This window comes from Pseudomonas sp. AO-1 (assembly GCF_019775695.1).
In the GTDB taxonomy this organism is placed as follows: domain Bacteria; phylum Pseudomonadota; class Gammaproteobacteria; order Pseudomonadales; family Pseudomonadaceae; genus Aquipseudomonas; species Aquipseudomonas parakoreensis.
This window is the reverse complement of sequence record NZ_CP079947.1, coordinates 4,199,741-4,226,004: the sequence shown is the minus strand read 5'-3', so window position 1 is coordinate 4,226,004 and position 26,264 is coordinate 4,199,741. Positions and strand designations below refer to the sequence as shown.

23 protein-coding genes are annotated in these 26,264 nt (G+C 61.5%); 15 read left to right on the top strand and 8 right to left on the bottom strand.

Features of this window, described 5'->3' with window-relative positions; genetic code table 11:
• The first annotated feature begins 134 nt into the window (after positions 1-134).
• A complete protein-coding gene (locus tag KVQ82_RS19320; RefSeq protein ID WP_047291611.1) occupies positions 135-1,460 on the top strand; it encodes an MFS transporter in 1,326 nt (441 codons plus the stop codon).
• Positions 1,461-1,531: 71 nt separating this feature from the next.
• Complete coding sequence (locus KVQ82_RS19315) at positions 1,532-2,923, top strand: FAD-dependent oxidoreductase (protein WP_222015251.1); 1,392 nt, start codon at positions 1,532-1,534, stop codon at positions 2,921-2,923.
• A gap of 982 nt (positions 2,924-3,905) precedes the next feature.
• Here the strand turns inward: KVQ82_RS19315 and KVQ82_RS19310 are convergent.
• Positions 3,906-5,291: a type VI secretion system Vgr family protein gene (locus KVQ82_RS19310; RefSeq protein WP_222015248.1), complete on the bottom strand. Its 1,386-nt coding sequence runs from the start codon at positions 5,289-5,291 to the stop codon at positions 3,906-3,908.
• A 221-nt stretch (positions 5,292-5,512) separates the two neighbouring features.
• On the opposite strand from KVQ82_RS19310, the gene KVQ82_RS19305 reads away from it, so the two are divergent.
• Positions 5,513-6,217 carry a YebC/PmpR family DNA-binding transcriptional regulator gene (locus KVQ82_RS19305; RefSeq protein WP_027614601.1) on the top strand — a complete coding sequence of 235 codons (705 nt, stop codon included), beginning with the start codon at positions 5,513-5,515 and terminating at the stop codon, positions 6,215-6,217.
• Between the two features lie 124 nt (positions 6,218-6,341).
• Here the strand turns inward: KVQ82_RS19305 and KVQ82_RS19300 are convergent, their stop codons facing one another.
• Together KVQ82_RS19300 and zapE are read right to left on the bottom strand one after the other, a co-directional pair.
• Positions 6,342-7,655, bottom strand: a complete 1,314-nt coding sequence (locus KVQ82_RS19300; RefSeq protein WP_222015246.1) for a leucine-rich repeat-containing protein kinase family protein — start codon at positions 7,653-7,655, stop codon at positions 6,342-6,344.
• 125 nt (positions 7,656-7,780) lie between these two features.
• Positions 7,781-8,902, bottom strand: coding sequence for a cell division protein ZapE (gene zapE, locus KVQ82_RS19295; protein WP_222015245.1), 1,122 nt, complete (start codon positions 8,900-8,902; stop codon positions 7,781-7,783).
• Positions 8,903-9,187: 285 nt separating this feature from the next.
• On the opposite strand from zapE, the gene KVQ82_RS19290 reads away from it, so the two are divergent.
• The 7 genes from KVQ82_RS19290 (at position 9,188) to KVQ82_RS19260 (ending at position 15,783) form a co-directional block, all read left to right on the top strand.
• Positions 9,188-9,709 (top strand): spore coat U domain-containing protein, encoded by a 522-nt coding sequence (locus KVQ82_RS19290; RefSeq protein ID WP_222015243.1) that lies wholly within the window; start codon positions 9,188-9,190, stop codon positions 9,707-9,709.
• 105 nt (positions 9,710-9,814) lie between these two features.
• Entirely contained in the window at positions 9,815-10,348 is a 534-nt protein-coding gene (locus tag KVQ82_RS19285) for a spore coat U domain-containing protein (protein ID WP_222015242.1), read from the top strand.
• A 19-nt stretch (positions 10,349-10,367) separates the two neighbouring features.
• Positions 10,368-10,904 (top strand): spore coat U domain-containing protein, encoded by a 537-nt coding sequence (locus tag KVQ82_RS19280; RefSeq protein WP_007961145.1) that lies wholly within the window; start codon positions 10,368-10,370, stop codon positions 10,902-10,904.
• Positions 10,905-10,908: 4 nt separating this feature from the next.
• Positions 10,909-11,409, top strand: a complete 501-nt coding sequence (locus KVQ82_RS19275; protein ID WP_041068749.1) for a spore coat U domain-containing protein — start codon at positions 10,909-10,911, stop codon at positions 11,407-11,409.
• A 34-nt stretch (positions 11,410-11,443) separates the two neighbouring features.
• Positions 11,444-12,232, top strand: coding sequence for a molecular chaperone (locus KVQ82_RS19270; RefSeq protein WP_222015241.1), 789 nt, complete (start codon positions 11,444-11,446; stop codon positions 12,230-12,232).
• 225 nt (positions 12,233-12,457) lie between these two features.
• Positions 12,458-14,815 (top strand): fimbria/pilus outer membrane usher protein, encoded by a 2,358-nt coding sequence (locus KVQ82_RS19265; protein WP_222015240.1) that lies wholly within the window; start codon positions 12,458-12,460, stop codon positions 14,813-14,815.
• Positions 14,812-15,783, top strand: a complete 972-nt coding sequence (locus KVQ82_RS19260) for a spore coat U domain-containing protein (protein ID WP_222015239.1) — start codon at positions 14,812-14,814, stop codon at positions 15,781-15,783. The genes KVQ82_RS19265 and KVQ82_RS19260 overlap by 4 nt, the downstream gene beginning before the upstream one ends.
• A gap of 103 nt (positions 15,784-15,886) precedes the next feature.
• On the opposite strand, the gene KVQ82_RS19255 is transcribed toward KVQ82_RS19260, so the two are convergent.
• Positions 15,887-16,642 carry an anti-sigma factor gene (locus tag KVQ82_RS19255; RefSeq protein WP_222015238.1) on the bottom strand — a complete coding sequence of 252 codons (756 nt, stop codon included), beginning with the start codon at positions 16,640-16,642 and terminating at the stop codon, positions 15,887-15,889.
• Entirely contained in the window at positions 16,639-17,145 is a 507-nt protein-coding gene (locus tag KVQ82_RS19250) for an RNA polymerase sigma factor (protein WP_222015237.1), read from the bottom strand. Before KVQ82_RS19250 ends, KVQ82_RS19255 begins: the two co-directional genes overlap by 4 nt.
• Positions 17,146-17,383: 238 nt before the next feature.
• Here KVQ82_RS19250 and KVQ82_RS19245 point away from each other — a divergent pair, with 238 nt between their 5' ends.
• The 5 genes from KVQ82_RS19245 to KVQ82_RS19225 all read left to right on the top strand — a co-directional run bounded on the left by KVQ82_RS19245 (position 17,384) and on the right by KVQ82_RS19225 (position 22,864).
• On the top strand, positions 17,384-18,961 hold the full coding sequence (locus tag KVQ82_RS19245) for an amino acid adenylation domain-containing protein (protein ID WP_222015236.1): 1,578 nt from the start codon (positions 17,384-17,386) through the stop codon (positions 18,959-18,961).
• On the top strand, positions 18,958-20,292 hold the full coding sequence (locus tag KVQ82_RS19240; RefSeq protein ID WP_222015235.1) for a hypothetical protein: 1,335 nt from the start codon (positions 18,958-18,960) through the stop codon (positions 20,290-20,292). The genes KVQ82_RS19245 and KVQ82_RS19240 overlap by 4 nt, the downstream gene beginning before the upstream one ends.
• A 50-nt stretch (positions 20,293-20,342) precedes the next feature.
• Positions 20,343-21,110 carry an enoyl-CoA hydratase-related protein gene (locus tag KVQ82_RS19235; RefSeq protein ID WP_222015234.1) on the top strand — a complete coding sequence of 256 codons (768 nt, stop codon included), beginning with the start codon at positions 20,343-20,345 and terminating at the stop codon, positions 21,108-21,110.
• A 117-nt stretch (positions 21,111-21,227) separates the two neighbouring features.
• Complete coding sequence (locus tag KVQ82_RS19230) at positions 21,228-22,322, top strand: catalase family peroxidase (RefSeq protein ID WP_222015233.1); 1,095 nt, start codon at positions 21,228-21,230, stop codon at positions 22,320-22,322.
• Positions 22,319-22,864, top strand: a complete 546-nt coding sequence (locus tag KVQ82_RS19225) for a cytochrome b (RefSeq protein WP_222015232.1) — start codon at positions 22,319-22,321, stop codon at positions 22,862-22,864. The genes KVQ82_RS19230 and KVQ82_RS19225 overlap by 4 nt, the downstream gene beginning before the upstream one ends.
• Here the strand turns inward: KVQ82_RS19225 and KVQ82_RS19220 are convergent.
• From KVQ82_RS19220 to KVQ82_RS19210, 3 genes are all read right to left on the bottom strand, one after another.
• Positions 22,861-24,060, bottom strand: a complete 1,200-nt coding sequence (locus KVQ82_RS19220; protein ID WP_222015230.1) for an MFS transporter — start codon at positions 24,058-24,060, stop codon at positions 22,861-22,863. The two genes, KVQ82_RS19225 and KVQ82_RS19220, sit on opposite strands and share 4 nt — an antisense overlap.
• 149 nt (positions 24,061-24,209) lie before the next feature.
• The gene (locus KVQ82_RS19215; RefSeq protein WP_222015228.1) at positions 24,210-25,361 is read right to left on the bottom strand and encodes a M14-type cytosolic carboxypeptidase; all 1,152 of its coding nucleotides are present in this window, start codon (positions 25,359-25,361) and stop codon (positions 24,210-24,212) included.
• A gap of 482 nt (positions 25,362-25,843) precedes the next feature.
• Positions 25,844-26,182 (bottom strand): DUF3077 domain-containing protein, encoded by a 339-nt coding sequence (locus KVQ82_RS19210; protein WP_003223691.1) that lies wholly within the window; start codon positions 26,180-26,182, stop codon positions 25,844-25,846.
• Positions 26,183-26,264 lie beyond the last annotated feature (82 nt).

The following is a 26,264-nucleotide window of genomic DNA, read 5'->3' as shown; positions in this document are numbered from 1 at the left end:
GCGTGCAATAACAGGACTCATCTGACCGCTATCGCCATAGGGACGGGGCGCTGGCGCAGTGCTCAACAATAAAAAACACAGGCGTTTACTTAACGATTCTGCCGGCACACTCACACCCTGAGGTCAGAACCACAATGAACAAGCACATCGGCACCCTTGCGCGTTGGCGCATGCAGATTTTCGCTATCACCTGGCTCGCGTACGCCGCTTTCTACTTCACCCGCAAAGCGTTTTCCGTGGCCAAACTGGGCATCGCGGAAGACCCGACCTTCATGCTCGACAAGATGGCCATGGCCAACCTCGATGCGATCTATCTGGCGGCCTACGCCATCGGCCAATTCACCTGGGGCATGCTCGCCGACCGCTTCGGCCCAAGGGTCGTGGTGCTCGGCGGGCTGTTGATTTCCGCCGCGGCGGCGTTAGTGATGGGCAGTTTTGCCACGCTACCGATCTTCGCCACTTGCATGCTGATTCAGGGCCTGGCGCAGTCCACCGGCTGGTCGGGATTGTGCAAGAACCTCGGCAGTTTCTTCCCGGCGCAGCAGCGCGGGCGGGTGCTCGGATTGTGGAGCTCCTGCTATGCGTTTGGCGGTCTGGTGGCCTCGCCGTTTGCCGGCTGGTGGGCGTATACGCTGATCGGCACCTGGCACGCGGCGTTCATATCCAGCGCCGCGGTGGTTGCGGCGGTGGCGCTGTTGTTCTTCATTTTTCAGCGCAACAAACCGGAAGACGTCGGCCTGCCGGCCGTGGAGCCGGAGCCGGAACTCAGTGCAGAAGAAACCGAGGCCAACAGTAAGCTCAGCGTCTGGGAGCCGTTGAAGGAAATCCTGCGCAACCGCACGGTGCTGGTCTTGGGCCTGGCGTATTTCATGTTGAAACCGGCGCGTTACGCGATTCTGTTGTGGGGCCCGGTGATCGTCTTCGAGCAGATGCCGAGTGTCGGCAAGGTCGGCGCGGCAATCATTCCCACCTCGTTTGAACTGGCCGGTCTGCTCGGGCCGATCATGATCGGCCTGGCCTCGGACAAGCTGTTCGGCGCCCGGCGCATGCCGGCCTGTGTCCTCAGTCTGCTGGCCCTGACCGTGACCCTGGCGTTGTTCATGGGCGCGTTGCACACCGGCAGCGTGATGCTGGTGGTGGCGCTGCTGTTTGTCATGGGCCTGACCCTGTACGGACCGGATTCGATGATCAGCGGCGCCGCGGCCATCGACTTCGGCAAGGCCAAGGCGGGCGCCACGGCGGCCGGTTTCGTCAATGGTTGCGGTTCGGTCGGTGCGGTGCTCGGCGGATTGCTGCCGGGTTACTTCGATTCGGTGACGGTGTTCATTGTCTTCGCCGGCTGCGCCTTGTTCTCGGCGCTGGTGCTGATTCCGCACTGGAACAGCCGCCCGGTCGGGGTGATGGAACCGCGCGCGTCTGTGCCCAATTGCCCGCTGACCATCAAACCCCTGCGTAACTGAAAACCCTTGCCTCGCGGCCTGCTGCGGTGCTCGCGGCAGGCTGTGTCGTGGCCATCTGACTGGAGAATCCCATGCGACCTTTTTGGCTCGAGCAAGCCTTGCAGGCCGACCCATCCTCGACGTGCCCGCCGCTGCAAGGCGAAGTGCGCACCAACGTGTGCATCGTCGGCGGTGGCTACACCGGGTTGTGGACGGCGATCATGCTCAAGCAGCAGAACCCTGAACTCGACGTGCTGATGATCGAAGCCGACATCTGCGGCGCCGGTGCCAGTGGGCGCAACGGTGGTTGTGCGTTGTCGTGGTCGGCCAAGTATTTCACCCTCGAGCGCCTGTTCGGTGTCGAGGAGGCAGTGCGCCTGGTCAAGGAATCCGAGCGCAGCATCCACGCCATCGGCGAGTTCTGCGAACAATACGGCGTCGATGCCGATTACCGCCTCGACGGCACGTTGTACACCGCCACCAACAAGGCGCAGGTCGGTTCGACCGACGCCGTGATCGCGGCGCTGGAGCGTAACGGCATCAACTCGTTCACCCAGCGGCCGGTGGCCGACGTACAGCGCATGGCCGGGTCCAGCCAACATCTGGAAGGCTGGTTCTCGCCGGCAGCCGCCAGTGTGCAACCGGGCAAACTGGTGCGCGGGTTGCGCCGGGTGGCGTTGCAACTGGGCGTGAAGATCCACGAAAACACGGCGATGACCGGGCTGGAAGAAGGCCGCCCGGCGCGAATCCACACCGCCCATGGTCGCGTGATTGCCGACCGCGTGGTGCTGGCGATGAACGCGTGGATGGCCCGCGCGTTCCCACAATTCGAACGCAGCGTGGCGATCGTTTCCAGCGACATGCTGATCACCGAACCGCGCCCGGATCTGTTGCAGGAAATCGGTTTGACCAGTGGCGTTACTGTGCTCGACTCGCGGATTTTCGTGCACTACTACCACAACACCCCCGATGGCCGGATCATGCTTGGCAAGGGTGGCAACACGTTTGCGTTTGGCGGGCGGATTCTGCCGGTGTTCGATCAGCCATCGCCCTATGCGAATTTGCTCAAGCGCAGCCTTGGGGCGTTTTTTCCGGCGTTTGCCGAGGTCAAGGTGGATGCGACCTGGAATGGGCCGTCGGATCGTTCGGTGACCGGGTTGCCGTTTTTTGGGCAGATGAGTGCCAGTGGCAATGTGTTTTATGGCTTTGGTTATTCCGGCAGTGGCGTCGGGCCGTGTCACATGGGCGGGCAGATTCTTGCCTCGTTGGTGCAGGGGCTCGATAACCTCTGGACCCGTTCGCCCTTGGTGAACGGGCCGTTGGGGTATTTTCCGCCGGAGCCGATTCGGTATCTGGGGTCGTTGATGGTGCGTAATGCGATTCGGCGCAAAGAGCGGGCTGAGGATCATGGGCGGCGACCGCGGCATCTGGATGTGCGGTTGGCGAAGTTTGCGGCGGCGGCGGGGAAGGCTGACAAGGGGTGATTGGGGGCTGGCGAGCGCTGCGTTCTTTTGGGTTACCGAGTACATATCCGTTTCTGCGGTAACGGCTTCTTATGGTTTCGCTCTTACAGCGACTCACTTTTCCAGACGCCGAAAAGTAAGCAAAAGGCTTGGCCCCGGCGTGCGGCCCTCGCTTAGGCTCGGGTTCCTTCGTTACGGGGTTCATCCGGGGGCATCGCCTACGGTTTGCTTCGCTGCACCTCCTCTCGATGTGTTTGGCTGCGCCAAACGGTCGCTGCGCTCCCACCCCCGGATAAACCCCTCCACTCAGCCTGCCGAAGGGGCCGGCACGGCAAGATCAAAAGCTGCAGCCGAGCTAACGCTCATCCTGTTGAGTGGTGAAAAGCATGCGGTCTGCCTGGGCTGCTTTGCTTTTTTGTGGGAGCGAGCTTGCTCGCGAAGGCGGCCTATGGGCCGACCAATTTCCAACAGACCACACCCAATCCACCTGTGGGAGCTGGCTTGCCAGCGATGGCGGCCTGACAGCCGACCAATTTCCAACTGAACACACCCAATCCACCTGTGGGAGCGAGCCTGCTCGCGAAGGCGGCCTGACAGCCGACCTATCTCTAACTGAACACACCCAATCCACCTGTGGGAGCTGGCTTGCCAGCGAAGGCGGCCTGACAGCCGACCAATCTCCAACAGACCGCACCCATCCCCACTGTGGGAGCTGGCTTGCCAGCGATGGCGGCCTGACAGCCGACCTATCTCCAACTGAACCCACCCAATCCATCTGTGGGAGCTGGCTTGCCAGCGAAGGCGGCCTGACAGCCGACCTATCTCTAACTGAACCCACCCAATCCACCTGTGGGAGCTGGCTTGCCAGCGATGGCGGCCTGACAGCCGACCAATCTCCCACTGCCCACACCCAATCCAACTGCAGGAGTTAGCCTGCTCGTGATAGCAACCTCCCGGCCAACCACTTTCCGGCGGCTGTACTCAATTCCAATGTCTGCGGTGCTTACGGATCGGCCCCGTGGAGCAGCCAGTCGAGCAACAGGCTGCCGTCGCGCGGTGGTGGCGTTTCGTTCGGTGGCGCCGGGGGTGGATGGGCGAGGCAGAGGATCGGTCGATCCGGGTCGCTGTCGAGGAAGCTCACCCACACCTCACTGCCGGCGCGGGGCAGTTGGTGGATGGCGAGCCGGCCGGCGCCGGTCAGCGCGATCGGCAGCCACAGGCATGCAGACTCGGGTATCTGCGTCGGCCACAGACTGACGCCGATGCGCCCGCGATCATCCAGTGGCGCTGGCTGGCCAGGCGATCCCAGCACTCGTGCCAGGTGATAGCCGCCGATGTTCGGGCGCGGCTGCGCCAGGGGCGGGCGAAAGTCGCTCGACCAGGGCAGGGCGCTGAAGTCGTTTCGGTAATCATGCACCTCGGTTGTCGGATCAAGGATCGAAGGGTGCCGGCCTTGATGGTGCAGTTCGGTGATCAGCCATTGCTCGTTGAACGCATGGATCGGGTGTTCGCTGATCTGCAGCAGATGCCCGCTGCGCAACGCGCTGCAATCGCCGGATCCGCGAATCGTGCGCGACTGGCAGCGCTGGCGCTGCAGATGACGCCGGCTGCGTTGTTCGGTGTGACGCTGGTCGCTCGACAGGTTGAGCGGTGTGGGCGCAGGCACGGGGTGGTTGGCCGCGTCGGCGCTGATGACTGCCTGGCCCCGATTGCGAATGCCGGGCGCGGCCATGACCGGTGTCGCGTCATGGCGCTGTAACAGCGTGCTGATGCGCGGTGAGGGCGTGTCGTCGGTCACGGCAAACGGCACTGCCAGCGGTTCCTGCGGCAGGCTCAGGTTGTCGTCGGCAAATACCACCACATGCCCGTCCGGGCGATGTTCGAAGTGATAGTGAATGCCTTCCTCCTCACACAGACGGTGAAGGAAGGCCAGGTCGCTTTCCTCGTATTGCAGGCAAAATTCCCGTGGTGGGTAATGGCCGACGCTCATTTCGATCCGGTAACTGTCGGCTGGCAGCTCATGCTCTTCGAGCAGTTGCGCAAGGATCGCCGGCACGCTCGCTTGCACGAAGACCCGACGCTGTGGCGACTGCGCCAGACGTTGCAGGTGCGGCACCAGCGTCAATCGGTAGCCAATGCGGTGGCTGGCGCGATGCTCACAACTGACACTGTGGATCAGGCCGTGAATGCCGTGAGCGTCGCCCAGGCGCAGGAACGCCGGTTGTCGCAGCAGGCTGCCCGGCGCCAAGGCCGGGGCCAGGGCGATCACTTCAATCTCGAAAAAAAACGGCTGATTGAGTGCTTCCTTGCCACTGAAACACAGGACCGGCAGGCACAGTGGGCCATCGGTCAGGGTCAGGGTGAACGGGCTTTGCTGGTCATTGAGCATTCATACGGGCTCTGTGGGGCAATACGGACGGCAGAGGGTACGAAAACGCGAGCATTAATGGTCGTGGCTGGTGGGCTTTTCAGAATCGCCCTACAAGTCGCGGTGAAGATGTCGATTCAACAATGAATTTTTTTGGTCGATTGCCGACTTTAGGCCGTATAAACTTGGCGCCACGCGTCGGCCAATAGATGTCTCGGCGCCACAGATCAAGAGAGTGAGTAATGGGCGCACAGTGGAAGGTTAAACACAAAGAAGCGGCAGCCAACGCCAAGGGCAAGATCTTCGGCAAACTGGTGAAAGAAATCACCATCGCTGCCCGCAACGGTGCCGATACCGCCACCAACGCACATCTGCGTCTGGTGGTCGAACAGGCCAAGAAAGCCTCGATGCCCAAGGAAACCCTGGACCGCGCCATCAAGAAAGGCGCTGGCTTGCTGGGCGAAACCGTGCAGTACCACCGTGTGACGTACGAAGGTTTCGCGCCGCACCAGGTTCCGTTGATCGTCGAGTGCGTCACCGACAACATCAACCGCACCGTCGCGGAAATCCGCGTGGCGTTCCGCAAAGGCCAACTGGGTGCATCCGGTTCCGTGGCCTGGGACTTCAACCACGTCGGCATGATCGAAGCCTCGCCGGACACCCCGGACGCCGATCCGGAAATGGCCGCGATCGAGGCCGGTGCCCAGGACTTCGAGCCGGGTGAAGAGGGCGCGACCCTGTTCCTGACCGATCCGACCGACCTTGATGCCGTCCAGAAAGCCCTGCCTGAGCAAGGTTTCACGGTGTTGTCGGCGAAACTCGGCTATCAGCCGAAGAATCCGGTCAGCGGCCTGAGTGCCGAGCAGATGGCTGAAGTTGAAGCGTTCCTGGAAGGCCTCGACAACCACGACGACGTGCAGGACATGTTTGTCGGCCTGGCGGGCTGATTTGTTACAAAGATAAGCTGTGGCGAGGGAGCTTGCTCCCGCTCGGCTGCGCAGCAGTCGTTGTTTTTGGGACGGCTTTGCCGTCCAGCGGGAGCAAGCTCCCTCGCCACAGGATTTGTGTCAGTCACAGCTTTTGCAGCACCTCGATCACCTCGCCAAACCCCGGCCGCGCCAGCACATCAGGCTGACAGCAACGCTGTTCCAGCGCTTGCAGCACTTCGCGCCGCTCGGCACTCAGCCCTGAGTCGATGCGCGCCAGCAATTCCCCCAGCAGAACCCCGAACGCCCGCACTTCGATGCGTTGCAGCGCCCGGGTTTCCAGATTGTCAGTGGTGGCATGGAACGATGCCGCGCCAAAATCCCCCAGCAAGCAATCGCCCTGATCGTTCAACAGAATGTTGTGGCCGTAGAGGTCGCCGTGGGTGATGCCCTGTTGATGCAAGTGTTCGGCCGCCGATGCGATCCCTTGGGCAATGTTCAGTGCCACCTCGGCACTGAAGCGGCAGTCCTCGGCATACACATCCCGCGAGCAACTCGCCAGGCTCGGCAATGCCGCGAGATTGCGAAAGCTCGGGTCGATCAGTTGCATCACCAACCCGTGTTGCCCGTCAGGATGACCGTGAATACGGCCTTCCACGCGGATCAGGTTCGGGTGCAGGCCGGCGGTGATGCAGGCGTTCATCTCATGCAGCGGCGAACCGTCGCTGGTCATCTCGCCTTTGTACAGCTTCACCGCGACCGGCACCGACGAGTCTGCGCTACGTTGCCACTGTGCCCGGGAAATCACCCCGGAAGCGCCTTCGCCCAAACGCTGTTGCAGACGCAGCGTCGACCAGTCGATCAGCGGCGTGGCCTCCAGCGCGGCGGCGTCGGCTTCGGTTTCCAGTGGATTGCCGGCATATGCCAGCCAGGTCAGGCTCGGCAGGGTCAGCAGCCACTGCGGCAGTTCACGCAACTGGTTGGCCGCGATGCGGATCAGCTCCAGACGGTGGCACTGGCTCATCGACGCCGGCAGCGCCTGCAGGCGATTGCCGGCCAGCAGCAGTTTTTGCAGGTACGGGCGCTCGCCCAGTTCGCTGGGCAGGGTGTCGATGCAGTTGTCGGTCAGGATCAACCAGCGCAGCAGCGGCGGCAATGCAGCGCCCGGCACGTGGCGGATGCGGTTGGCCTTGAAGCCGATCATCGTCAGCGCTGCACACTGGCCGACGCACTCCGGCACCTCGGTGAAGTGGTTGTCCGAGCAGAACAGAATGCGCATGCGGGTCAGCCGATGCAGGTCGTCCGGCAGGCTGCTCAAGGCGTTGCCGCTGAGGTTGAGCACCTCCAACGTATCGGCCAGATCGAAAATTTCCCGGGGGAACTCGGTCAGGCCGCAGGACAGGTCCAGCCGGGTAATGCCCGACAACTCGCCGGCGCGCAATTGAGCAAGGGTGTGCATGTGCAGGTTCACTATCAAATGAAGAAGCGCCGGGCGCTCGGAATGGGCGACATGATAACGGCAAAGCCGGGATTTGCACTGAAGAACACTCTGATCCACTGTGGGAGCGGTGGTGATTAATGGGATCAGTGGATTTCCTGCAACTGCCCCAGACGGCTGCGGGTGCGGGCCAGATCGATGGCGTTGCCGCTCAGGGTCTCGCGCAGCGGCAAGCGGCTGAGCAGGGTCAGGTGTTTGTCCTGGTCGTAGAGCACGTCGATCAGGTTGATGAAGCGCTGTTGCGCGGCGATCGAGCGTTCGTCCAGTTCCGGCAGGTCGTCGATGATCCACTGGTCGAAACGCCGACACAGTTCCAGGTAATCCATCACCGCCATCGGTTGCTCGCACAAATCGTTGAAGCTGAAAGCCACCCGGCGACCCTCGCACAGGCGCGCCTGAATGTGGCGGCTGCCCACCGGCAGAGCCATGGCTGGCGCACCCTCGGGCGGCAGATTCAGCGCCTGGCGCTGGGTCGCTGCGGCCGGCCACACATAATGGCCTTGAGTGAAGACCTGGTGCGCATGATTGCTCGCCTGACTGCGGTAATCGTGGGGGCCGCCGACCTCCATCACGTGCATGCGTGCGTTGATCAAGTCGATCACCGGTTTGAAACGCGCGTGATAGAGCGGGTTAGGCAGCAAGCCCTCCGGCGGATAATTGGAGGTCACCAGCAACACAATGCCGCGCTGAAACAGGGCCTTGAACAGCCGGGTAATGAGCATGGCATCGCCGATGTCATGCACATGAAATTCGTCGAAACACAGCACCCGGCAGTCGTGTAACAGTTCATCGAGGGTGACGCCGAGGGCATCGTTCTGCTCGCGATGCTCGAACATGCCCTGATGCAATCGGGCGAAGAATTCATGGAAATGCACGCGCTGTTTCTGCGCGGTGGGCAGGGCCTGAAAAAAGCCTTCGAGCAGCCAGCTCTTGCCGCGTCCGACCGCACCATGCAGGTACAGACTCGGCGGCGTTTGCGGCCTGGCACCGAACAACAGGCTGGCCTGTTGTGCCATGCAATCGATCACCCGCTGCTGGCTGTGGCTGAGGGTGTAACCCTGGCTGTGAGCCTTGAGCCGGAAGTATTCGTGGATCGAGCGGGCAGTGGCGTCATGCCCGGCACTGGCTGGCCGGCCCTTGGCGAACCAGCGGCGCAGCGCCGACCAGCGTTGGGTCAGTGGCGATCGTTTGGGCGCTCGAGAGGGCACAGTGCAGTCACTCCGTAGTCATCAGGCCGGCGCCCGGGAGCGCGGCGCCGTAGTGTAACCAGAGGCGGCGTCAGGCTCCATGGCGGCTTGTCGACAATGGGCGATTACTGAACAACATTGTGTGGAACGTACAGCTATTTGCAGCGATGTAATTCGTTGTATTGCCAACCTTTCGAAACATATCCCGGAAGATCCATGGATCCAATCGACTGGCGGATTCGTCGACTGTTGCTAACCTGAAACACAGTAACGTCATCCGAATGTTCCCTGCCAAGGAATGGGACCGTGATTGCACGTGTGGTGGTGGGCCTGCTCGGGGTGCTTGGGAGCGCGGTATATGCGGCGGATCTTCAGGTTGAAGTCCGCGTTGACGTGATGCGTGGTTGCCAATTGATCGGCCAGCAGCGCGAGGCGGGTATCGAACAACTGGGCGTGCTGGATTTCGGCAGCACCGCGCGCCTCGATGATCCGGCCGGGTCCTTGGGTGCGGCGCTGACCAACCAACGGTTGCCACGCCTGGAGTGCAACCCCGACACACCTTATCAGTTGCGTGTCGACGGTGGCCTGCACGGCGGCGTCGGTGAGGTTCGCTACATGGCGGGAGCGGCCGGGAGCAAGCCGATTCCGTACCACCTGTATCAGGACGCGGCGCGCCGTGTGCCGTTGGTGGTGGACGTACCGGTCAGCGGTCGGGTGCCGGACACCGGCACCGTGGAGCTGCCGCTGTATGCGCGGATCGAGCGTCTGGCCCAGGTGCCACAGGTCGGGCGCTATTCGGACCTGGTGAAGGTCACCGTGACCTGGTAAGTGCAGGATTTCAGGCAATCCGCTGGAGGCGGGCTGCGCAGGGAAGGGGCGTTCAATACTGAGCGCGGGAGACGCAAGCATCCTGAAGGAGTAGGGACGGACGCAATGACAAGCAAGCACTGGATGGTCATCGCCACGGGTACGCTGCTGTTGCTCGCTGACGACGCACAGGCGGCGATCAGCGGGCAGATCAACGCGCGACTGATCCTGATCGCCGGGTGCGAAGTCACCAACAGCGCCACCCCGGCGATCCCGGTGAGCAATCTGGGCACCCTTGATTTCGGTCAGCAGGGGCCGACCTGGACTTCGCCCATCAAGGCCAGTCTCGACGGCGACAGCAGCGGCAAGCTGAATGTGGCCTGCAATCCCTCGGTCACCGGTTTCACGGTCACCATCGACGGCGGCACTCACGGCGACGGCACCACCCGCCGCCTGAGCAACGGACGCCAGACCCTGCCTTATCAACTGTTCCTGGATGCCTCCGGCAGCCAACGCTACAGCATCGGCCAACAACACAATTTCGCTGTCACCAGCGGTGCGCAGATACCGATTCCGGTCTTTGGCACGGTGGTGGCGAATACCCGCGCGGTACCGGCAGGTGTCTATACCGACACGCTGACGGTGACGCTCGACTGGTAACCCGTAGAGGACGGACACCATGCGCACGTTTGCATCAAGGATAGGTTTGTCGTTGCTCGGCCTGACGCTGGTTTCCAGTGCCCACGCCGCCACCACGGTCACCGGCCAGATCACCGCCAGCCTGACCCTGATCAGCAGTTGTCAGGTCAATGGCGCCGGTGGCTCCACCGGGCTGAACTTCGGTGCGCTGAACTTCGGCACTGCCAACAGCCTGTTTACCACCGCCAGCGGGCAAGTGTTGGGCGGTGGTGGCGGGGCGCTGTCGATTCTTTGCTCGAGCGGTACCACGCCGGTGGTCAAGGTGCGCGCCGGCGCCCACGACGGTCAATCGCCGGGCGGTGCACGTGCGTTGTACGACGGTGTCGCCAACTACGTGCCTTACGATTTCTACACCGATGCCGGGCATTCGCAGCTGCTGCCGATTGACGGCACGATCAATCTGGCGACCAGCACCGGCGTGGCACAGACGGTGAACATCTACGGTCAGGCGGTGGGTAAGGCCGGTTTGCCGGCGGGCACGTACACCGACACCGTCGCTGTCGAACTGACGTTCTGATGCCATGCGCCGTCAGGGCTGTGCCGCGCTGCTCCTGCTCTGTGCGGGCAGTGTGCCGCTGCCGCTGGGGGCCGCCACCAGCCAGAGCTTTCAGGTCAGCGCCACCATCACCCCGGGGTGCCTGGTGGTGGGCGGTGTCTCGAATTACGGTGGGCTGAATTTCGGTACCAGTTCGGCTCTGGGTACCGGCACGGTGCAAGTGGCGCTGACCGGTGGCGTGCAGTTGCAATGCACACCGGGCGTGACGCTGAACATGAGCGTCGATGGCGGCCAGTACAACAGCAGTGGTCGGCATATGCAGCTCAACAGCGGCAGTGCGCGGGTGGCGTACGCGCTGTTTCGCGATGCGGCTTACAGCCAGAGTCTGGGCATCAGTCAGAGCGTGGCGGTGGCTTACAGCGATGCGAACAACATCAGCCTGCCGATTTATGGGCAGGTGCAGTTGCCGGGCAATCAGCCTGGGGGGACGTACAGCGACGTGTTGCAGGTGCAACTGTCGTGGTGAGGCGACGTTTGAATGGCCGACAAGGAGCAGGTTCATGGGGGCAGTGACTTCACGGCATTCGGTTGCGCAGCGCGTGATGCTGGCGCTGATGATGCTTGGGGCTGGCAATGCGCAGGCCGCCAGTTCGGTGCTGATCTGGCCGATCGATCCGGTGCTGGAGGCCGATCAACAGGCCAGTGCGTTGTGGCTGGAGAACCGCGGCACGGAAACCGCCAACCTGCAGATCCGAGTGTTCGGCTGGAGCCAGAGCGGCTTTGAAGAGCAATACCAGAACCAGCGTGACGTGATCGGGAGCCCGCCGGTGGCGAAGATCGAACCGGGCCAGAAACAACTGGTGCGCCTGACCCGAACCAAGGATGTGCCGCCGGGACAGGAACTGGCTTACCGGATCATCATCGACGAAATCCCTGGCGCTCAGCCACCGGCTGCCGAGGGCGGCAAAACGGCGGCGGCGATTCGCTTCCAGATGCGTTATTCAGTGCCGTTGTTTGCCTACGGCGCGGGGCTGTGGAGCAAAGAGGACAGCACGCGGCCGCGCGATCCCAAAGGCGTGGGGCTGCCGCAATTGAGCTGGCGCACGGTGGCGGTGGATGGCCGGCCGTATGTCGAAGTGCGCAATCAGGGCGCGGTGCATGCGCGGCTGACTGACGTGGCGATCAAACAAGGCGGGCAAAGCAAGCCGTTGGCCGAGGGCCTGTTGGGTTACGTGCTGCCGGGGGCGGTGATGCGCTGGCCGGCACCGGGCCCCTTGGCGAGCGAGTCGGCGCTGCAGGTGCGGGTCAATGGCGGGGCGCAGGTGCAGAGCATTGCGCCAGCGAAGTAATGGCCGGGCTGAGCAGTCCTGGTTAAGTGATTCTTTGGCGAGAGGGTTTTGCCTCCGTCCAACTGTGTAGCAGTTGTCGATATACGCCACTCAGACGCATGGGTAAAAGTGAGGGACGCTGCGCGCCCCATCGGGGATAAATCCCCTCACCACAATGAGTAGCAACCTGTCATTGAGGGCGGTGGCATCAGGAGGATCGAGTCCATTGACGGACGTAAAGCGTGTATGAGCTCAGGATGGGCTCGTCGTATTCAGCGTCCGTTGTGGCTGATGACTGGCGCGTGGTGCCTGATGGTCGTGCAACCCACCGGGGCCGGCGAATTGCCGCCGCCTCCCAGCGGCATGGAGGCCGTCAGTGATGCACAGTTGTTTCTGGAGTTGGTGGTCAATCAGATGAACACCGGGCGGGTGGTGGCGGTACAGCAGCGTGACGGGCATCTGTTTCTGCCGGCCAGCGCATTACGCGAAACCGGGATGAAACTGCCTGACGGTAGTGCTGACGAAGTCGATCTTGACGGCCTGCCGGGACTGCACAGCGAGTACGACAGTGTCGGTCAGCGCCTGCTGCTGGATGTTCCGCCGCAGTGGCTGCCGGACCAGTTCATCGGCAATCGCGAGAACTATCCGCGCACGCCGGCGCTGAGCAGCTTCGGTGCGCTGTTCAATTATGACCTGTACCTCAACGACACCGACGACGCCGGCACCTATCTGGCGGCCTGGAACGAGCTGCGGCTGTTCGACGGCTGGGGCACCCTGTCCAACACCGGGCAGTACCGGCGCACCTTGTCCGGCTATTCACTCAGTACGCTGGACAACGGCTACCTGCGCTACGACACCACCTGGCGTTACTCGGATGACGAGCGAATGCTCACCTACGAAGGCGGCGACGTGATCAGCGGCGCCTTGCCCTGGAGCAACTCGGTGCGTCTGGGCGGCGTGCAGTTCTCGCGGGATTTTGCCGTGCGTCCGGATCTGGTGACCTATCCGTTGCCGCAGTTCGCCGGGGAAGCGGCGGTGCCGTCCTCGGTAGATCTGTTTATCAATGGCTACAAGTCCAGCAGCACCGACCTGCAACCGGGGCCGTATACCCTGACCAACATTCCGTTCATCAACGGCGCCGGGGAGGCGGTGGTGGTGACCACCGATGCGCTGGGGCGGCAAGTGTCGACGACGGTGCCGTTCTATGTCACCAGCAGTTTGCTGCAAAAAGGCCTGAGCGATTTTTCCGTGGCTGCCGGTACGTTGCGCCGCGATTATGGTTTGAAGGACTTCAGCTACGGCACCGGAGTCACCTCCGGCAGCCTGCGCTACGGCGTCAGTGACAGCTTTACTCTGGAAAGCCATGCCGAAGCGGCGGATTCGCTGACCCTCGGCGGCATCGGCGGCAACCTGCGTCTGGGCAATTTCGGCGTGCTCAACAGCGCCATCAGTCAGAGCCGTTTCGAAGGCGAGGGGGGCAACCAGTTCAGCCTCGGTTATCAGTACAGCAGCCAGCGCTACAGTTTTTCCTGGCAACGCTTGCAACGCCGCGACCAATACGCCGACCTGAGTGTGATCGACACGCCTTACATCAGCCTCAGCCGGCGCAGCGAGCAGGCGACCCTGAGTGTCAACCTCGACCGTTGGGGCAGCCTCGGTGCCGGCTATTTCGACGTGCGCGCGGCGGACGATTCGCGCACGCGCCTGCTCAACCTGAGCTGGAGCAAGCCGTTGTGGCGCAACAGCAGTTTCTACCTTTCGGCCAACCGCGAGATTGGCGACAGCAACTGGGCGGTGCAGGCGCAACTGGTGATTCCGTTCGATCTGCGCGGCAGTCTGGCGATCAGCAGCGAGCGCAGCAAGACCGGGCAGAGTCAGCAGCGGGTCAATTACAGTCGTTCGGTGCCGACCGAGGGCGGGGTCGGTTTCAATCTGGGTTACGCCGAGGGTGATGGCCCCGATTATCGTCAGGCCGACCTGACCTGGCGTCTGCAATCGGTGCAATTGCAGGCCGGGGTCTACGGCACTTCAGACGCCGAAACCCGTTGGGCTGATGCCAGTGGCTCGCTGGTGTGGATGGATCGCCAGGTGTTCGCGGCCAATCGTATCGACGATGCATTTGTGGTGGTCAGTACCGATGGCTTTGCCGACATTCCAGTGCGCTACGAAAACCAGCAGGTCGGTCAAACCGACAAGAACGGCCATCTGCTGGTGCCTTGGAGCAGCGCCTATTACCGCGGCAAATATGAAATCGATCCGCTGAACCTGCCGGCCAACGTGCGCAGCCCCAACGTCGAGCAGCGCATCGCCGTGCGCCGGGGCAGCGGTTATTTGCTGGAGTTTCCACTGAGTCGGGTGATCGCTGCGAGTATCGTGCTGGTGGACGCGCAGCAACGTGAACTGCCGTTGGGCGCGGGCGTGTTGCACGAGCAAAGCGGGGCGCGCACGGTGGTTGGCTGGGATGGCCTGGTCTACCTGGAAAACCTGCAGGCACAGAACTCGTTGTTGGTGACGCTGGCGGACGGCAAGACCTGCAAGTCGCAGTTCAATGTGGATATGCAACAAAGCCAGGTGCCGCTGATCGGCCCGTTGGTGTGTCAATGAGCGTGGCGCGGATTTGCTTATGTCTGGCGCTGCTGCTGCCTGGGGCGGCACAGGCCTTGTGTTCGGTGGTCAGTACCACTGCGGCGGCGTTCGGTTCGATCAGTTCGATTGCCGTGCGCACCACGACGCAGCCCAGTTCCACGCTCAACGCCGGGTTGAGTTGTACGGGTTCTTTGCTGACCCTGCTGACCAGCAATGATCACTTTTACGCCACCATCACCTCGACCCAGAGCGGCTTGCTCGGGCCGACCGGCGATGTCATCGGCTACACGATCTACGCCAACAACAGCACCAGCTACCCGGTGACCCGTGGCACCGCCTTCGACTTCGCCCGCAATGGCATCATCGACGCCTTGGGGCTGCTCAACGGCACCACCCCGAAAACCGTGCCGCTGTACCTGAGCACGACCATTGGCAGCAACGTTGCCGCCGGGGTCTACACGGAAACCCTGAGTATTTTCTGGAACTGGAATTACTGCTCCGGGATCGGTGCCGGCAGTATTTGCCTGGGGCGCGACATCAACAGCGGTACGGCGACGTTGACAGTGAACCTGACCGTGTCCAACGACTGCACGATTACCGCGCCAAACATTGCCTTTGGCAGCGCGCCGGTGATCAGCGCCTTTACTCCGGTGACCGGGCAAACGATCAATCTGGCCTGCACCAAGGGCAGCGCCTACACCGTCGGTTTGAGCGACGGGCAGAACCCGGTCAGTGTCGGCGGTCGGCGGCGGATGATTTCCGGGAGCAATTATCTGGCCTACGACATCTTCAAAAGCGCCGGGACTACTCGTTGGGGCAGTGTCGGCAGTGCGCGCCGGTCGAGCACTGACGCCGAGGTCAATCCAGGAAATGGTCTGGGCACCGGGAGCCAGATCTTCAATTACAACGCGAAAATCTACACCGACCAGACCACGCCGCCGGCGGGGACTTACCTGGACAATGTGGTGCTGGACGTGGGTTTCTGACCCAACACAGTCCCCTGTAGGAGCTGCGGCACGCTGCGATCTTTTGATTTTTAACATCAAGGTCAAAAGATCGCAGCGTGCCGCAGCTCCTACAGTGGGGCTTTCAGAATTGTATTGATTGTCTCAGTTGTTGCGCCGCCGGCGAGTCTGTTGGGCTGACCATCGCATAGTTGTACCCGCCGCCGGACCAGTAATCGGCCTGCAGATCGCCGTCGCTGCGGCTGCCGCGTGGCAGAAAGGTGTTTTTCGGCCCCGGTGGCCGCACGTAGAAACTGACCTTGTGACCGCTGCGATCCTCATACATCACCATCGCCGCCGGACCTTCGTCGGTGCTGAGCAGACGGCCGCTGACCGGTTCGAAGCCGGCGGATTTCAGATCCGGCAGACGACTGGCCTGAGTGAAATACCGGTCGAGCCAATGCTGCATGTCGCCGTCACTGTCGACTTTATAGTCCGCCGGCAATATTCCCTGCTGTGCAATCAGTCGATAGGCCTGCAAGGCATCGGTCATTGGCAGCACAGAGGCGCGCGCGAGGGTCATTTCCCGCGCCTGCCAGCCACTGAAACCACCGAGGCCGACCGCGATCAGCAACACTGCCGCGCTGGCCAGATGACGCCGTGATTGACGCTTGAGACGCTGGCGAATCTGCGCGGGATCCAACTGCGGATTCGCCGGTTGCTGCAACGCACCGCCCAGCGCAGCGCGCAATTGTTGGGCATCCTGCTGCCAGGCGCGAACCTGTGCGGCGGTGTCCGGATGATTGGCCAGCCAGGCGTCGAGGACGCGCCGATCGGCCTCGCTGAGTTGGTGGTCGACGTACGCGTGCAGGTCGCGTTCGCTGGGGGGCATGCTGATCATTTGAGTATCCGCAAGGAAGGGCTGCTGATTTCGCCGTCGCTGAGCTGGCGCAAGGCCTGACGAGCGCGGGACAGACGCGACATCACCGTGCCGCTGGGGACGTTAAGGATTTGCGCGACTTCCTTGTAGCTCAAGCCTTCCACCGAAACCATCAACAGCAGGGCTCGCTGTTCAGCAGGCAGGCGATCGAAGGCTTGCAGGGTCGATTGGGCGATCACCGTGCGCTCGGTCGAGGGCTCGGCGTCATCGCGACCGGTGAAGAATTCGAGCATCCGCGCATAACGACGGGAGCGCCGATGGGCGTCGAGAAACTGCCGATAGAGGATTGCGAACAGCCATGCACGCACGTCACCCTCGGCGCGTTTGCCGCTCCAGCCGGACAAGGCCCGTTCAAGGCTGGCCTGCACCAGATCGTCGGCGCTGGCGCCATTGTGCGTCAGAGACAGGGCGAAGCGCCTCAGACGGGGAATCAACTCACGCAGGTGTTCGTCGAGTGTGTTCATGGAAAGGGGCATGCCTGGGGTAGAAACGGCGGTATTGATTAGCAAGACGCCGCTTGATGCAGGTTATTCCATGAATCTGCGTGAAAGTTTTTTTTCTTAACTGAGTAGGAAAGTTCGTCGCGTTTTGTAGTCAGCGTAATAATGTTGCATGTCCCGGCTCAACGGGTTCGACATGCGCAGGCAGGCAACCTCGCCGAATGCGCTTTGTCGCCCGATGAGATCAAGGGGGACCTTTTTTATGCAAGCTTTCGCAATTTCCAACCAGCCGCAATCCCGTGCGGGAATTGATAGTTCATGGCAACGTTTTGGGTGTGGCCCGAAAGCCACACCGGCATTTTCTCTGATTCACCACGCCATTGAGGCGCAAGCGGTGCGCATGCCCGAGGGCATCGCGGCTCACTGTCGGGGCGAGACAATCACCTATGGCGAATTGAACCGGCAGGCCAATCGCCTCGCTAGGCATCTGCTTGAGCAAGGGGTGGCCGCTGGCGATCATGTCGCGCTGTTTGTCGAGCGCTCGATTCCTATGCTGGTGGGGATGCTGGCAACACTGAAAATCGGCGCTGCCTACATTCCTCAGCATGTGGGGATCACACCGACGCACCAGTTGCAGCACATCATGAAGGTCGCTCGCACGCGCATCGTACTGACGCTCTCGGAGCTGGCGTGCGCAATCCCGCTGACGGCACTGCAGCACTGCATACACCTCGATACCTTTATCAAGACGCCGTCATCGCAAGCTGATGAGCGCAACCCCGCCGGTCAACAGATTTCGGCCGATTCGCTGTGCTTCGTGCTGTTCACCTCGGGCACGACTGGCGTACCCAATGGCGTACGTGTCACGCAACGTAATGTCTGCAATATTCTGCTGACCGCCCCGGGCAATCTCGGTATGCAGCCGGGATGTAAGGTCGGACAAATCCTCAACATTGCCTTCGACATGGCGGCTTGGGAGATTTTCGGGTGTCTGGCCCATGGCGCAACGTTGCTGATTCGCGGCAAGAACATCGCCGCGACAGCCGAGCAGTGTGATGTGCTGATCGCCACGCCGTCGATTCTTGCCACGCTGGAGCCGGAACGTTGCACCCGCGTGAGGGTGGTGGCGCTGGCGGGTGAGCCCTGTCCGCAACCCCTGGCAGATCGCTGGGCATCGTTTTGCCAGTTCTATAACGCCTGCGGGCCGACCGAAACCACCATCGTCAACACCATGCAGCGCTACCGGCAACCAGGCGCCTTGACCATTGGCAAGCCGACGCCGAACAACACCGTGTATGTGCTGGATGAGGCAGGGCAGTTATGCGCGCCCGGTGAGCCGGGCGAAATGTGGGCGGGCGGGGATTGTGTGACGGCAGGTTATCTGGGCAATCCGCAATTGACCGCTGAACGCTATCGCGCTGACCCCTTTCTCGGTGAGGGCCGCATGATGTTCCGCACCCGAGACCTGGGCCGCTGGACGCAGGACGGTGAGTTGGAGCACCTGGGACGGGTCGATGACCAGGTCAAGATTCGCGGTTTCCGTGTGGAACTTGACTCGGTTTCCACTGCGCTTGAGGCATCCCCGAGCTGCGAGCGGGCGGTTACGTTGAAACTCGACAATCGCAACCTGGTGGCGTTTGTCTATCCGCGCACCACGGACATCGTCGCTGCCCGCCATTGCTGCGAACAGCGCTTGGCCTATTACTGCGTGCCGACTCTCATTCTGGCGGTGGACAGCATTCCGCTCACTTCCCGAGGCAAAGTCGACAAGCGTCTGTTACTCGAATGGGCCATGGCGCATCAACGGCAGCAGAGCAACGCTCAGGAGACGGGGCAATGAGTCGGCTGGATGCGGGCCTGGTCTTGCCCCCCCGGCGGGCACTTTGGCGGCGGTTGGGCTCGCTGCCGGTGTTTTCCCACTACAACCGTTTGTTTGCGCTGGTGCTGATCGTCAATGTCGCAGCGTTGGGCCATGGTCTGACCGCTGGGCAATGGTGGACAGGCGACAGTCTCGCATTGCCGACGCTGTCTGGCTGGGTCACGGCGAATCTGTCATTGGCGATTCTGGTTCGCCAGCAGTACCTGATCAATCTGCTGTTCTGGCTCGCAACCCGCGTCCCCACTAGCTGGCCGCTGGCAATTCGGCGCTCGCTGGCCAAGGTTTATCATTTTGGTGGTCTGCACAGCGGTGGTGCGGTTGCCGCGATCGTCTGGTTTGCGCTGTTGTTGGCGGTGATGCTCCAGGATCGATTCGCGGGGCCGGGTACCGTCTCGATGACGCTGTTGGCTGTCAGTGGCAGCCTGCTCGGCGTGCTGTTGTTGATGGCGATCATGGCACTGCCGCGCATTCGCTCGACGTTCCATAACGCGTTTGAACGAACCCATCGTTTTGGCGGCTGGACGGCACTCGGGCTGTTTTGGGTGATGACACTGATCGCCGCCCGTGATCAGAACCCGAAGGCGAGCCTGCTGCAGATGCTTGGCGACTCGACCTCGTTCTGGATGCTGCTATTACTGACGTTCAGCATCGTCCTGCCGTGGCTGCGCCTGCGCAGGGTGCCGGTGACACAGGTAAAGCCGTCGTCGCATGTGCTGATTGCAGGGTTCGAGCATCTGACGCCGTTTGCCGGATCGTCCACGGCCATCAGCCTCAATCCGCTGTGGGAATGGCATTCATTTGCCAATATTCCTGCGCCGGGCCAGCCTGGTTTTCGCTTGATCATTTCCCGCGCGGGCGATTGGACGGGGCGCTTGATTGATCAGCCATCGACTCATGTCTGGGTCAAGGGCATCACTACCGCAGGTGTTGCCCACATTGAAACGCTGTTCAAGTCGGTGGTGTATGTCGCGACCGGCAGTGGCATCGGTCCGGTGTTGCCGCACCTGCTGGCACAACAAGTGCCGATCCACCTGATCTGGTCAACCCGCAGCCCGCGCAAGACCTATGGCGATGAACTGGTGGACGAAATTCTTCGGGCTCAACCCGGTGCGCATATCTGGGATACCGACCTATCGGGTAAGCCGGATCTGGTGGCGTTGGCCTACGCGGCCGTCCAGGCAACCGGTGCCGAGGCGGTGATCTGCATTTCCAATCAAACACTGACTGAACGTGTTGTCGAGGAAATGGAGGCGCGAGGCATTGCGGCCTACGGCGCCCTCTGGGACTCCTGACGACCGCGCCTGTGACTTACTGAAATTTTCCCTTGTTTGAAGAGATTGTCATGAACCTGTTGATTGAACGACATGGGCGGGTTGCCCTGATTCGACTGAACCGCCCCCAAGCCCGAAATGCGCTGAGCACGTCACTGATGCAAGAGTTGCTGGCTACGTTGCAGTCGCTGGACAGCGATCCGCAGGTGGGCTGTTTCGTCATCGCCGGGACGAAGGACTACTTCGCTGCGGGCGCGGATATTCGTGAAATGTACGACAAGAGTTGTGCTGACATGATCCGCGAAGACTATTTCGCCGATTGGGAGGCCTTTTCGCGGCTACGCACACCGAAAGTCGCAGCGGTGAGCGGCTACGCATTCGGCGGTGGCTGCGAGCTTGCCATGATGTGTGATGTGATCATTGCGGCGGACACCGCGCAGTTCGGGTTGCCGGAAATCAGGCTCGGGGTCATGCCTGGAATGGGCGGCACCCAGCGTTTGACCCGCTTGATTGGTCGTGCCAAAGCCATGGACATGATTCTGACCGGACGCTCGCTTTGCGCCGCGCAAGCCGAGCAGGCCGGTCTGGTATCGCGGGTGACCGATTCCGCCGAGGTGTTGCCGCAAGCATTGGCCGTCGCGCAACAGATCAGTGGTTTTCCGCGCACGGCGGTGCGTGCGGCACGGGAGGCCGTAGACCGCGTTGATGAATCGGGCTTGCGCGAGGGCATTGTGTTCGAGCGCCGTTCCTTCCATGGCTTGTTCGCGACGCCGGGGCAACGGGAAGGCATGCGGGCATTTCTGGAGAAGCGTGCGCCTCTATTTGAGCTGGACCGCTAGTGGTTTGAATACGTCGCTCGCGATCAGATGAAAGAAACTACAGTTCAAAGGGAATAACCCTGCGAGACGAACGTCTCATAGCACCTTTCCCTATGGCCGATGGCCCTGGAGTCTTTCATGGTTGATCGCACCTCACCCCCGGGCGGGCCGCAGCGTCCGCCCTTGAGTGGCGCAAGCCTGGTGCTGCGTCTTGGCGGCATCGCGATAGTTGTCGCGGCTGTCGCCGGGGCGTTTGCCTACGTGCACGGTAACCTTGACCCACAACGTCTGACGCCCAAGGCGCTGGTCGATGTGCTAGAGAAAAACAACGGCGTGCATCCCGGGTTCCGTCGCAACCACGCCAAAGGCGTGTGCGTGATCGGGCATTTTGAGAGCAGCGGCGAGGCGCGGGCGTTTTCTACCGCGCAGGTGTTCAACGAGGCGCGGACTCCGGTGGTCGGGCGCTTCGCATTGCCGGCGGGCAATCCCTACGCCCCGGACAGCAGCGTGCCGATCCGCAGTCTGGCGCTGCGTTTCAGTCAGGCCAACGGTCAGCAATGGCGCACCGGGATGAACAGCATGCCGGTGTTCCCGGTCGGCACGCCTGAGGCGTTCTATCAATTGCAGCAGGCGCAGTCGCCGGATCCGGTCACGGGCAAACCGGACCCGTCGAAGGTGCCGGCATTCTTCGCCGCGCACCCTGAAGCCGTGCCGTTCCTGACGTGGGTGAAGACCGCCAAACCCTCGGCCAGCTATGCCACCGAAACCTACAACAGCGTCAATGCGTTCTATCTGGTCAGCGCCAGTGGGCAGAAGCAGGCGGTGCGCTGGAGCGTCACGCCACTGGCGCGCGATGCCGCCGGAGCAACAGCGCCGGAGGGCGCGGATTTTCTGGAAAAGGATTTGGTGCAGCGACTGGCCGAAGGGCCGTTGCGCTGGCAGTTGAACATCACCTTGGCCAACCCCGGTGACCCGGTGAACGATGCAAGCAAAACCTGGCCCGACGGCCGCAAGGTGATCAACGCCGGCACGCTGATACTGGAGAAGACCCAGCCGCAGCTCAGCGGTGAATGCCGTGACATCAATTACGATCCGCTGGTGCTGCCCGCCGGTATCGAAGGCTCCGACGACCCGTTGCTCGCTGCGCGTTCCGCCGGTTACGCCGATTCCTACCTGCGGCGTACCAGTGAAGTCAGCCAATTGCCCGCCGCCAAACAGGAGGCTCGCCCATGAGCACGCAACCGACTCATTTCGCGCTGTTGGCGCGGCTGCTGCACTGGCTGATGGCGGTCATGATCATTGCCATGTTGTTCATTGGCGCCGGCATGGTCACTTCGGTTTCACAGCGGCATGAATGGCTGATTCACCTGCATAAACCGCTGGGGATTGCGATTCTGCTGTTGGTGGTCGTGCGCCTGTTGGTACGTTTTTCCACCCGACAGCCACCGCTGCCAGCGGATCTGCCGGGCTGGCAGGTGATGGCGGCCAAGGCGTCGCATGTGTTGTTGTACGCGTTGATGCTGGTGCTACCGGTGCTCGGTTGGGCGATGATCAGTGCGTCGGGGGAGCCGGTGATGCTCAGCAATACCTTGCAGTTGCCGTCGATCCTGCCGGCCGATGCGCAGGTGTTTGCCCTGTTGCGCAAGGCGCACGGTTATCTGGCGTACCTGTTGTTCTTGACCGTGCTGTTACACCTGGCGGCGGCGCTGTTCCACGGTTGGGTGCGCCGCGACGAGGTGCTCGACAGCATGTTGCGCGGTCGCCAGCGCGATTAACCGGCCTGTGTGGCGCACCGATGTGGCGCGCCACTTTTCAGGGTCAGCCACCAGTAACCCAGCGCCAGCGCATTGATGGCGGCGCCGAGCAGGCACACACCGCTCCAGCCGGCCCACGCGTATGTCGCCGTGGAAAGGATTGAGCCCACGGCGCTGCCAATCGAGTAGAACAGCATGTAGCCAGCCGTGAGGCGGCTTTGCGCTTCGGGGCGCACGCTGTAGATCATGCTCTGGCTGGTGACGTGTAAGGCCTGCAAGCCCAGATCCAGAGTGATCACCCCCAGCAACAGCGCCCATAACGAGGACTGGGTGAGGGCGATTGGCAGCCACGAGGCGAGCATCAGCAGCAGCGACACACCACTGACCCATTGGCCCAGACCGCGATCGGCGAGATGTCCGGCGCGTGCTGCAGCCAGTGCCCCGGCGGCGCCGGCCAGTCCGAACAGGCCGATTTCGCTGTGGGACAACGACAGCGGCGGGGCGGCCAGCGGCAGTACCATCGGCGTCCACAGGACCATGGCGCTGGCGAAGGTCAGCAGGGCGAGGATTGCCCGTTGTCGCAGCACCGGCTCTTGTTTGAACAGGCGGAACACCGAGACGATCAGCGCCCCGTAAGCGCTGGACGGTCGCGCGGACTCATGCTTGGGCAGGACGCGTAACAGTAGAAAGGCCATCAGCAGCGTCAGCCCCGCCGACAACAGATAAATCGCCCGCCAGCCGGCCAGATCGGCCATGGCACCGGCCACGGTACGGGCGAGCAGAATACCGACGACGATGCCGCTGGTGACCACGCCGACCACGCGACCGCGTTGCGCCGGGATGGCCAATGTCGCGGCGTAGGCCACCAGCACTTGCGTCACCACGGCGAGCAAACCGGTCAACGTCATGCCGAGCAGCAACCACAGACTGTTGGGTGCCAGCGCAATCATCAGCAGGGCGACTGCCGAGAGCAGGGTCTGGGTGACGATCAGTCGGCGTCGGTTGAGCAGATCGCCGAGGGGCACCAGCAATACCAGACCGATGCCGTAACCGATCTGCGTCAAGGTCATGACGATACCGATGCTTGCCGGTGACATGGCGAATGCGTCGGCCATGGCGTCCAGTAGCGGCTGCGCGTAATACACGTTGCCCACGGCCAGACCGCAGGCAATGGCGAACAGCAGCACCACGCTGCTTTTGAGCGGTTGAGGTTGCATGCCCTGATTCCTTTTTGGGTTTCAAATTAAAACCAAAATCAAAGTAAGCATTCTGGTTTTAATTTGCAACCTTGTCGGTCATGGCATTTGATCGCGCAAAAAAAAGATCGCAGACAATGCTGCGATCTTCGGGTGGAGCGGGGGAGGAATCAGCGCAGGGTGTCGACCATGTCGGCGACGGTGGTCAGCACGTCTTTGCCCAACTGTTTCGAGCGTTTGCCCGACCAGCCCGTTTCTTTGTTCGGATGATCGTCGTGATCCTTGAACGGCATTTCCAGGGTCAGCGACAGGCAGTCGTATGTCTGACCGACCGCGTTGCAGGCCAGCGTCATGTTGGCCTGGCCCGGTTCGTCGCGGGTGTAGCCGAACTTGGTCTGGAAGTCCTTGGTGGTGTGCTTGAGGTGCGTGCGGAAATGCTCTTCGAGCTTCTCGATGCGCGGTGTGTAACCCGGGTTGCCTTCACAACCGGCGGTGAACACGTGGGGGATTTCCTCGTCACCGTGTACGTCCAGGAACAGATCGACGCCATACTTTTCCATCTGCTGTTGTACGAAAAGTACCTCGGGGCTGACGTCCTGACTGGCGCTCTGCCAGGCGCGGTTCAAATCCTGGCCCATGGCGTTGGTGCGCAGGTGACCGTGGAAGGCGCCGTCCGGGTTCATGTTCGGCACCAGATACAAATCGGCGCTGGCCAGCAGTCTGTTCAGCACCGGATCGTCGTGGCGTTCCAGGCGCTCGATCACGCCTTCCATGAACCATTCGGCCATGTGCTCGCCCGGGTGCTGTTGCGCGATGATCCAGATTTTGCGCTGGCTCTCGGCACCGCTGCCCTTGCGCAGTAACTGAATGTCACGCCCTTCGACGCTCTTGCCGGTGGCCAGCAGTTCGGTGCCGGCCTTGGTCAGCGCCTGCTCGATCAACCAGTCATGACGACCGCGGCTGTAGGGTTCGAAGTAGGCGAACCAGGCGTGGGTTTGTTCGGCTTCAAGGCAAAAGCGCAGGCTGTCACCTTCGAAACTGGTGGGAATGCGGAACCAGTTGACGTGGTCGTAGGAAGCGACAGCCTGATAGCCGGTCCAGGCCTTGTTGTAGGAGGATTGGCTGGCGTTGACCAGGCGAAACCAGTGCTCTTGATGAACATGCAGGCCGCTGGCTTTGAAGTGGAACCATTGAAAATGCGCGCTGCGGGTATCCGGGCGGATGGCCAGAACCGGGTTGAGCGGATTGGAGATGTCGATGACTTGGATGTTGCCGCTGTCGAAGTTGGCGCTGATGTCGAACGAAGATTTGGCCACGGTCATAATCGATTCCTGAATATGATTTTTATGGCGGCTACTTTACACGCAAGGCTGAGGTGAAACCGAGGGAAATTGCGGCTTGCGGTAGGGGGGCGTCTTCCGTGACGCGCAAGCAGCTTAGAGACTGTGCGATTGATTCTCAAGTGCTAATTATCATTGGTTTGCCCCAATCTGGCCGGGCCAAGCTTGCCAAGCGATATTCTTTTGATATTATCCGCGCCATCGAATTTGCAGTACCCACAGACTTCATTAGCCTGAAGCCATAAGCCCGAAAAACGGGCAAAAAAAGACCCGGCAAAAAGCCGGGTCAAAAACCGTGATTAGCCTGATGAGGAGATAGTCCAGAAGACCGACCTAAGGTCTCTGGTCCATCGACTGATCTCGCGACCAGCTGCTTGCAATAATAATCATTATCATTTGCAAGTCAAACGTTTTTATCTGCGCGATTGGAAAATTCTTTCCTGTCCGCTCACTTCCCGTGTTCGTCAGAGCTGCTCGCCATCAATCGAATGGTCGACCATCGCTCGCGCCATATCCACCATATGCACCACCGAAAAGGCCAGGTCACGGCTTGCGCCCTGCAGGTTTTCGGCTGCCTTGAAGGCGGTGGCCGCTGCGCAACGCAACAGATCCGACGCATGCACCAGCGCCTCCTCGCCGCTGAGATGGCGTTTCACATCAAAAAAACGCTCATCGACCTCGGGTTCTGACACAGCTGGTTTCAAGTAATAGTCCAGCGCTCGCTGCGCTGCCGCGTTGCCTTGAGGGGAGGTAAACGTGGTGTCCATTTGCAGATCGGGCAAGTCTTTGCTGCTGATATTCATGGTGAAGGGTCACTCCTTGTTCGATTGGAAGTCCGTGCTTTCAGGATAGTACGATGCGTAGTTGTGACCAGAATTTAAATAC

Bases quoted from the DNA above. Each gene is read 5' to 3' on its own strand.
- KVQ82_RS19270 (WP_222015241.1), top strand. From the start codon at position 11,444: ATGGGGGCAGTGACTTCACGGCATTCGGTTGCGCAGCGCGTGATGCTG.
- KVQ82_RS19285 (WP_222015242.1), top strand. From the start codon at position 9,815: ATGACAAGCAAGCACTGGATGGTCATCGCCACGGGTACGCTGCTGTTG.
- KVQ82_RS19230 (WP_222015233.1), top strand. From the start codon at position 21,228: ATGGTTGATCGCACCTCACCCCCGGGCGGGCCGCAGCGTCCGCCCTTG.
- KVQ82_RS19210 (WP_003223691.1), bottom strand. From the start codon at position 26,182: ATGAATATCAGCAGCAAAGACTTGCCCGATCTGCAAATGGACACCACG.
- KVQ82_RS19240 (WP_222015235.1), top strand. From the start codon at position 18,958: ATGAGTCGGCTGGATGCGGGCCTGGTCTTGCCCCCCCGGCGGGCACTT.
- KVQ82_RS19300 (WP_222015246.1), bottom strand. From the start codon at position 7,655: ATGCACACCCTTGCTCAATTGCGCGCCGGCGAGTTGTCGGGCATTACC.
- KVQ82_RS19315 (WP_222015251.1), top strand. From the start codon at position 1,532: ATGCGACCTTTTTGGCTCGAGCAAGCCTTGCAGGCCGACCCATCCTCG.
- KVQ82_RS19305 (WP_027614601.1), top strand. From the start codon at position 5,513: ATGGGCGCACAGTGGAAGGTTAAACACAAAGAAGCGGCAGCCAACGCC.
- KVQ82_RS19275 (WP_041068749.1), top strand. From the start codon at position 10,909: ATGCGCCGTCAGGGCTGTGCCGCGCTGCTCCTGCTCTGTGCGGGCAGT.
- KVQ82_RS19220 (WP_222015230.1), bottom strand. From the start codon at position 24,060: ATGCAACCTCAACCGCTCAAAAGCAGCGTGGTGCTGCTGTTCGCCATT.
- KVQ82_RS19250 (WP_222015237.1), bottom strand. From the start codon at position 17,145: ATGAACACACTCGACGAACACCTGCGTGAGTTGATTCCCCGTCTGAGG.
- KVQ82_RS19235 (WP_222015234.1), top strand. From the start codon at position 20,343: ATGAACCTGTTGATTGAACGACATGGGCGGGTTGCCCTGATTCGACTG.
- KVQ82_RS19280 (WP_007961145.1), top strand. From the start codon at position 10,368: ATGCGCACGTTTGCATCAAGGATAGGTTTGTCGTTGCTCGGCCTGACG.
- KVQ82_RS19310 (WP_222015248.1), bottom strand. From the start codon at position 5,291: ATGCTCAATGACCAGCAAAGCCCGTTCACCCTGACCCTGACCGATGGC.
- KVQ82_RS19215 (WP_222015228.1), bottom strand. From the start codon at position 25,361: ATGACCGTGGCCAAATCTTCGTTCGACATCAGCGCCAACTTCGACAGC.
- KVQ82_RS19320 (WP_047291611.1), top strand. From the start codon at position 135: ATGAACAAGCACATCGGCACCCTTGCGCGTTGGCGCATGCAGATTTTC.
- KVQ82_RS19225 (WP_222015232.1), top strand. From the start codon at position 22,319: ATGAGCACGCAACCGACTCATTTCGCGCTGTTGGCGCGGCTGCTGCAC.
- KVQ82_RS19255 (WP_222015238.1), bottom strand. From the start codon at position 16,642: ATGATCAGCATGCCCCCCAGCGAACGCGACCTGCACGCGTACGTCGAC.
- KVQ82_RS19260 (WP_222015239.1), top strand. From the start codon at position 14,812: ATGAGCGTGGCGCGGATTTGCTTATGTCTGGCGCTGCTGCTGCCTGGG.
- KVQ82_RS19245 (WP_222015236.1), top strand. From the start codon at position 17,384: ATGCAAGCTTTCGCAATTTCCAACCAGCCGCAATCCCGTGCGGGAATT.
- KVQ82_RS19265 (WP_222015240.1), top strand. From the start codon at position 12,458: ATGAGCTCAGGATGGGCTCGTCGTATTCAGCGTCCGTTGTGGCTGATG.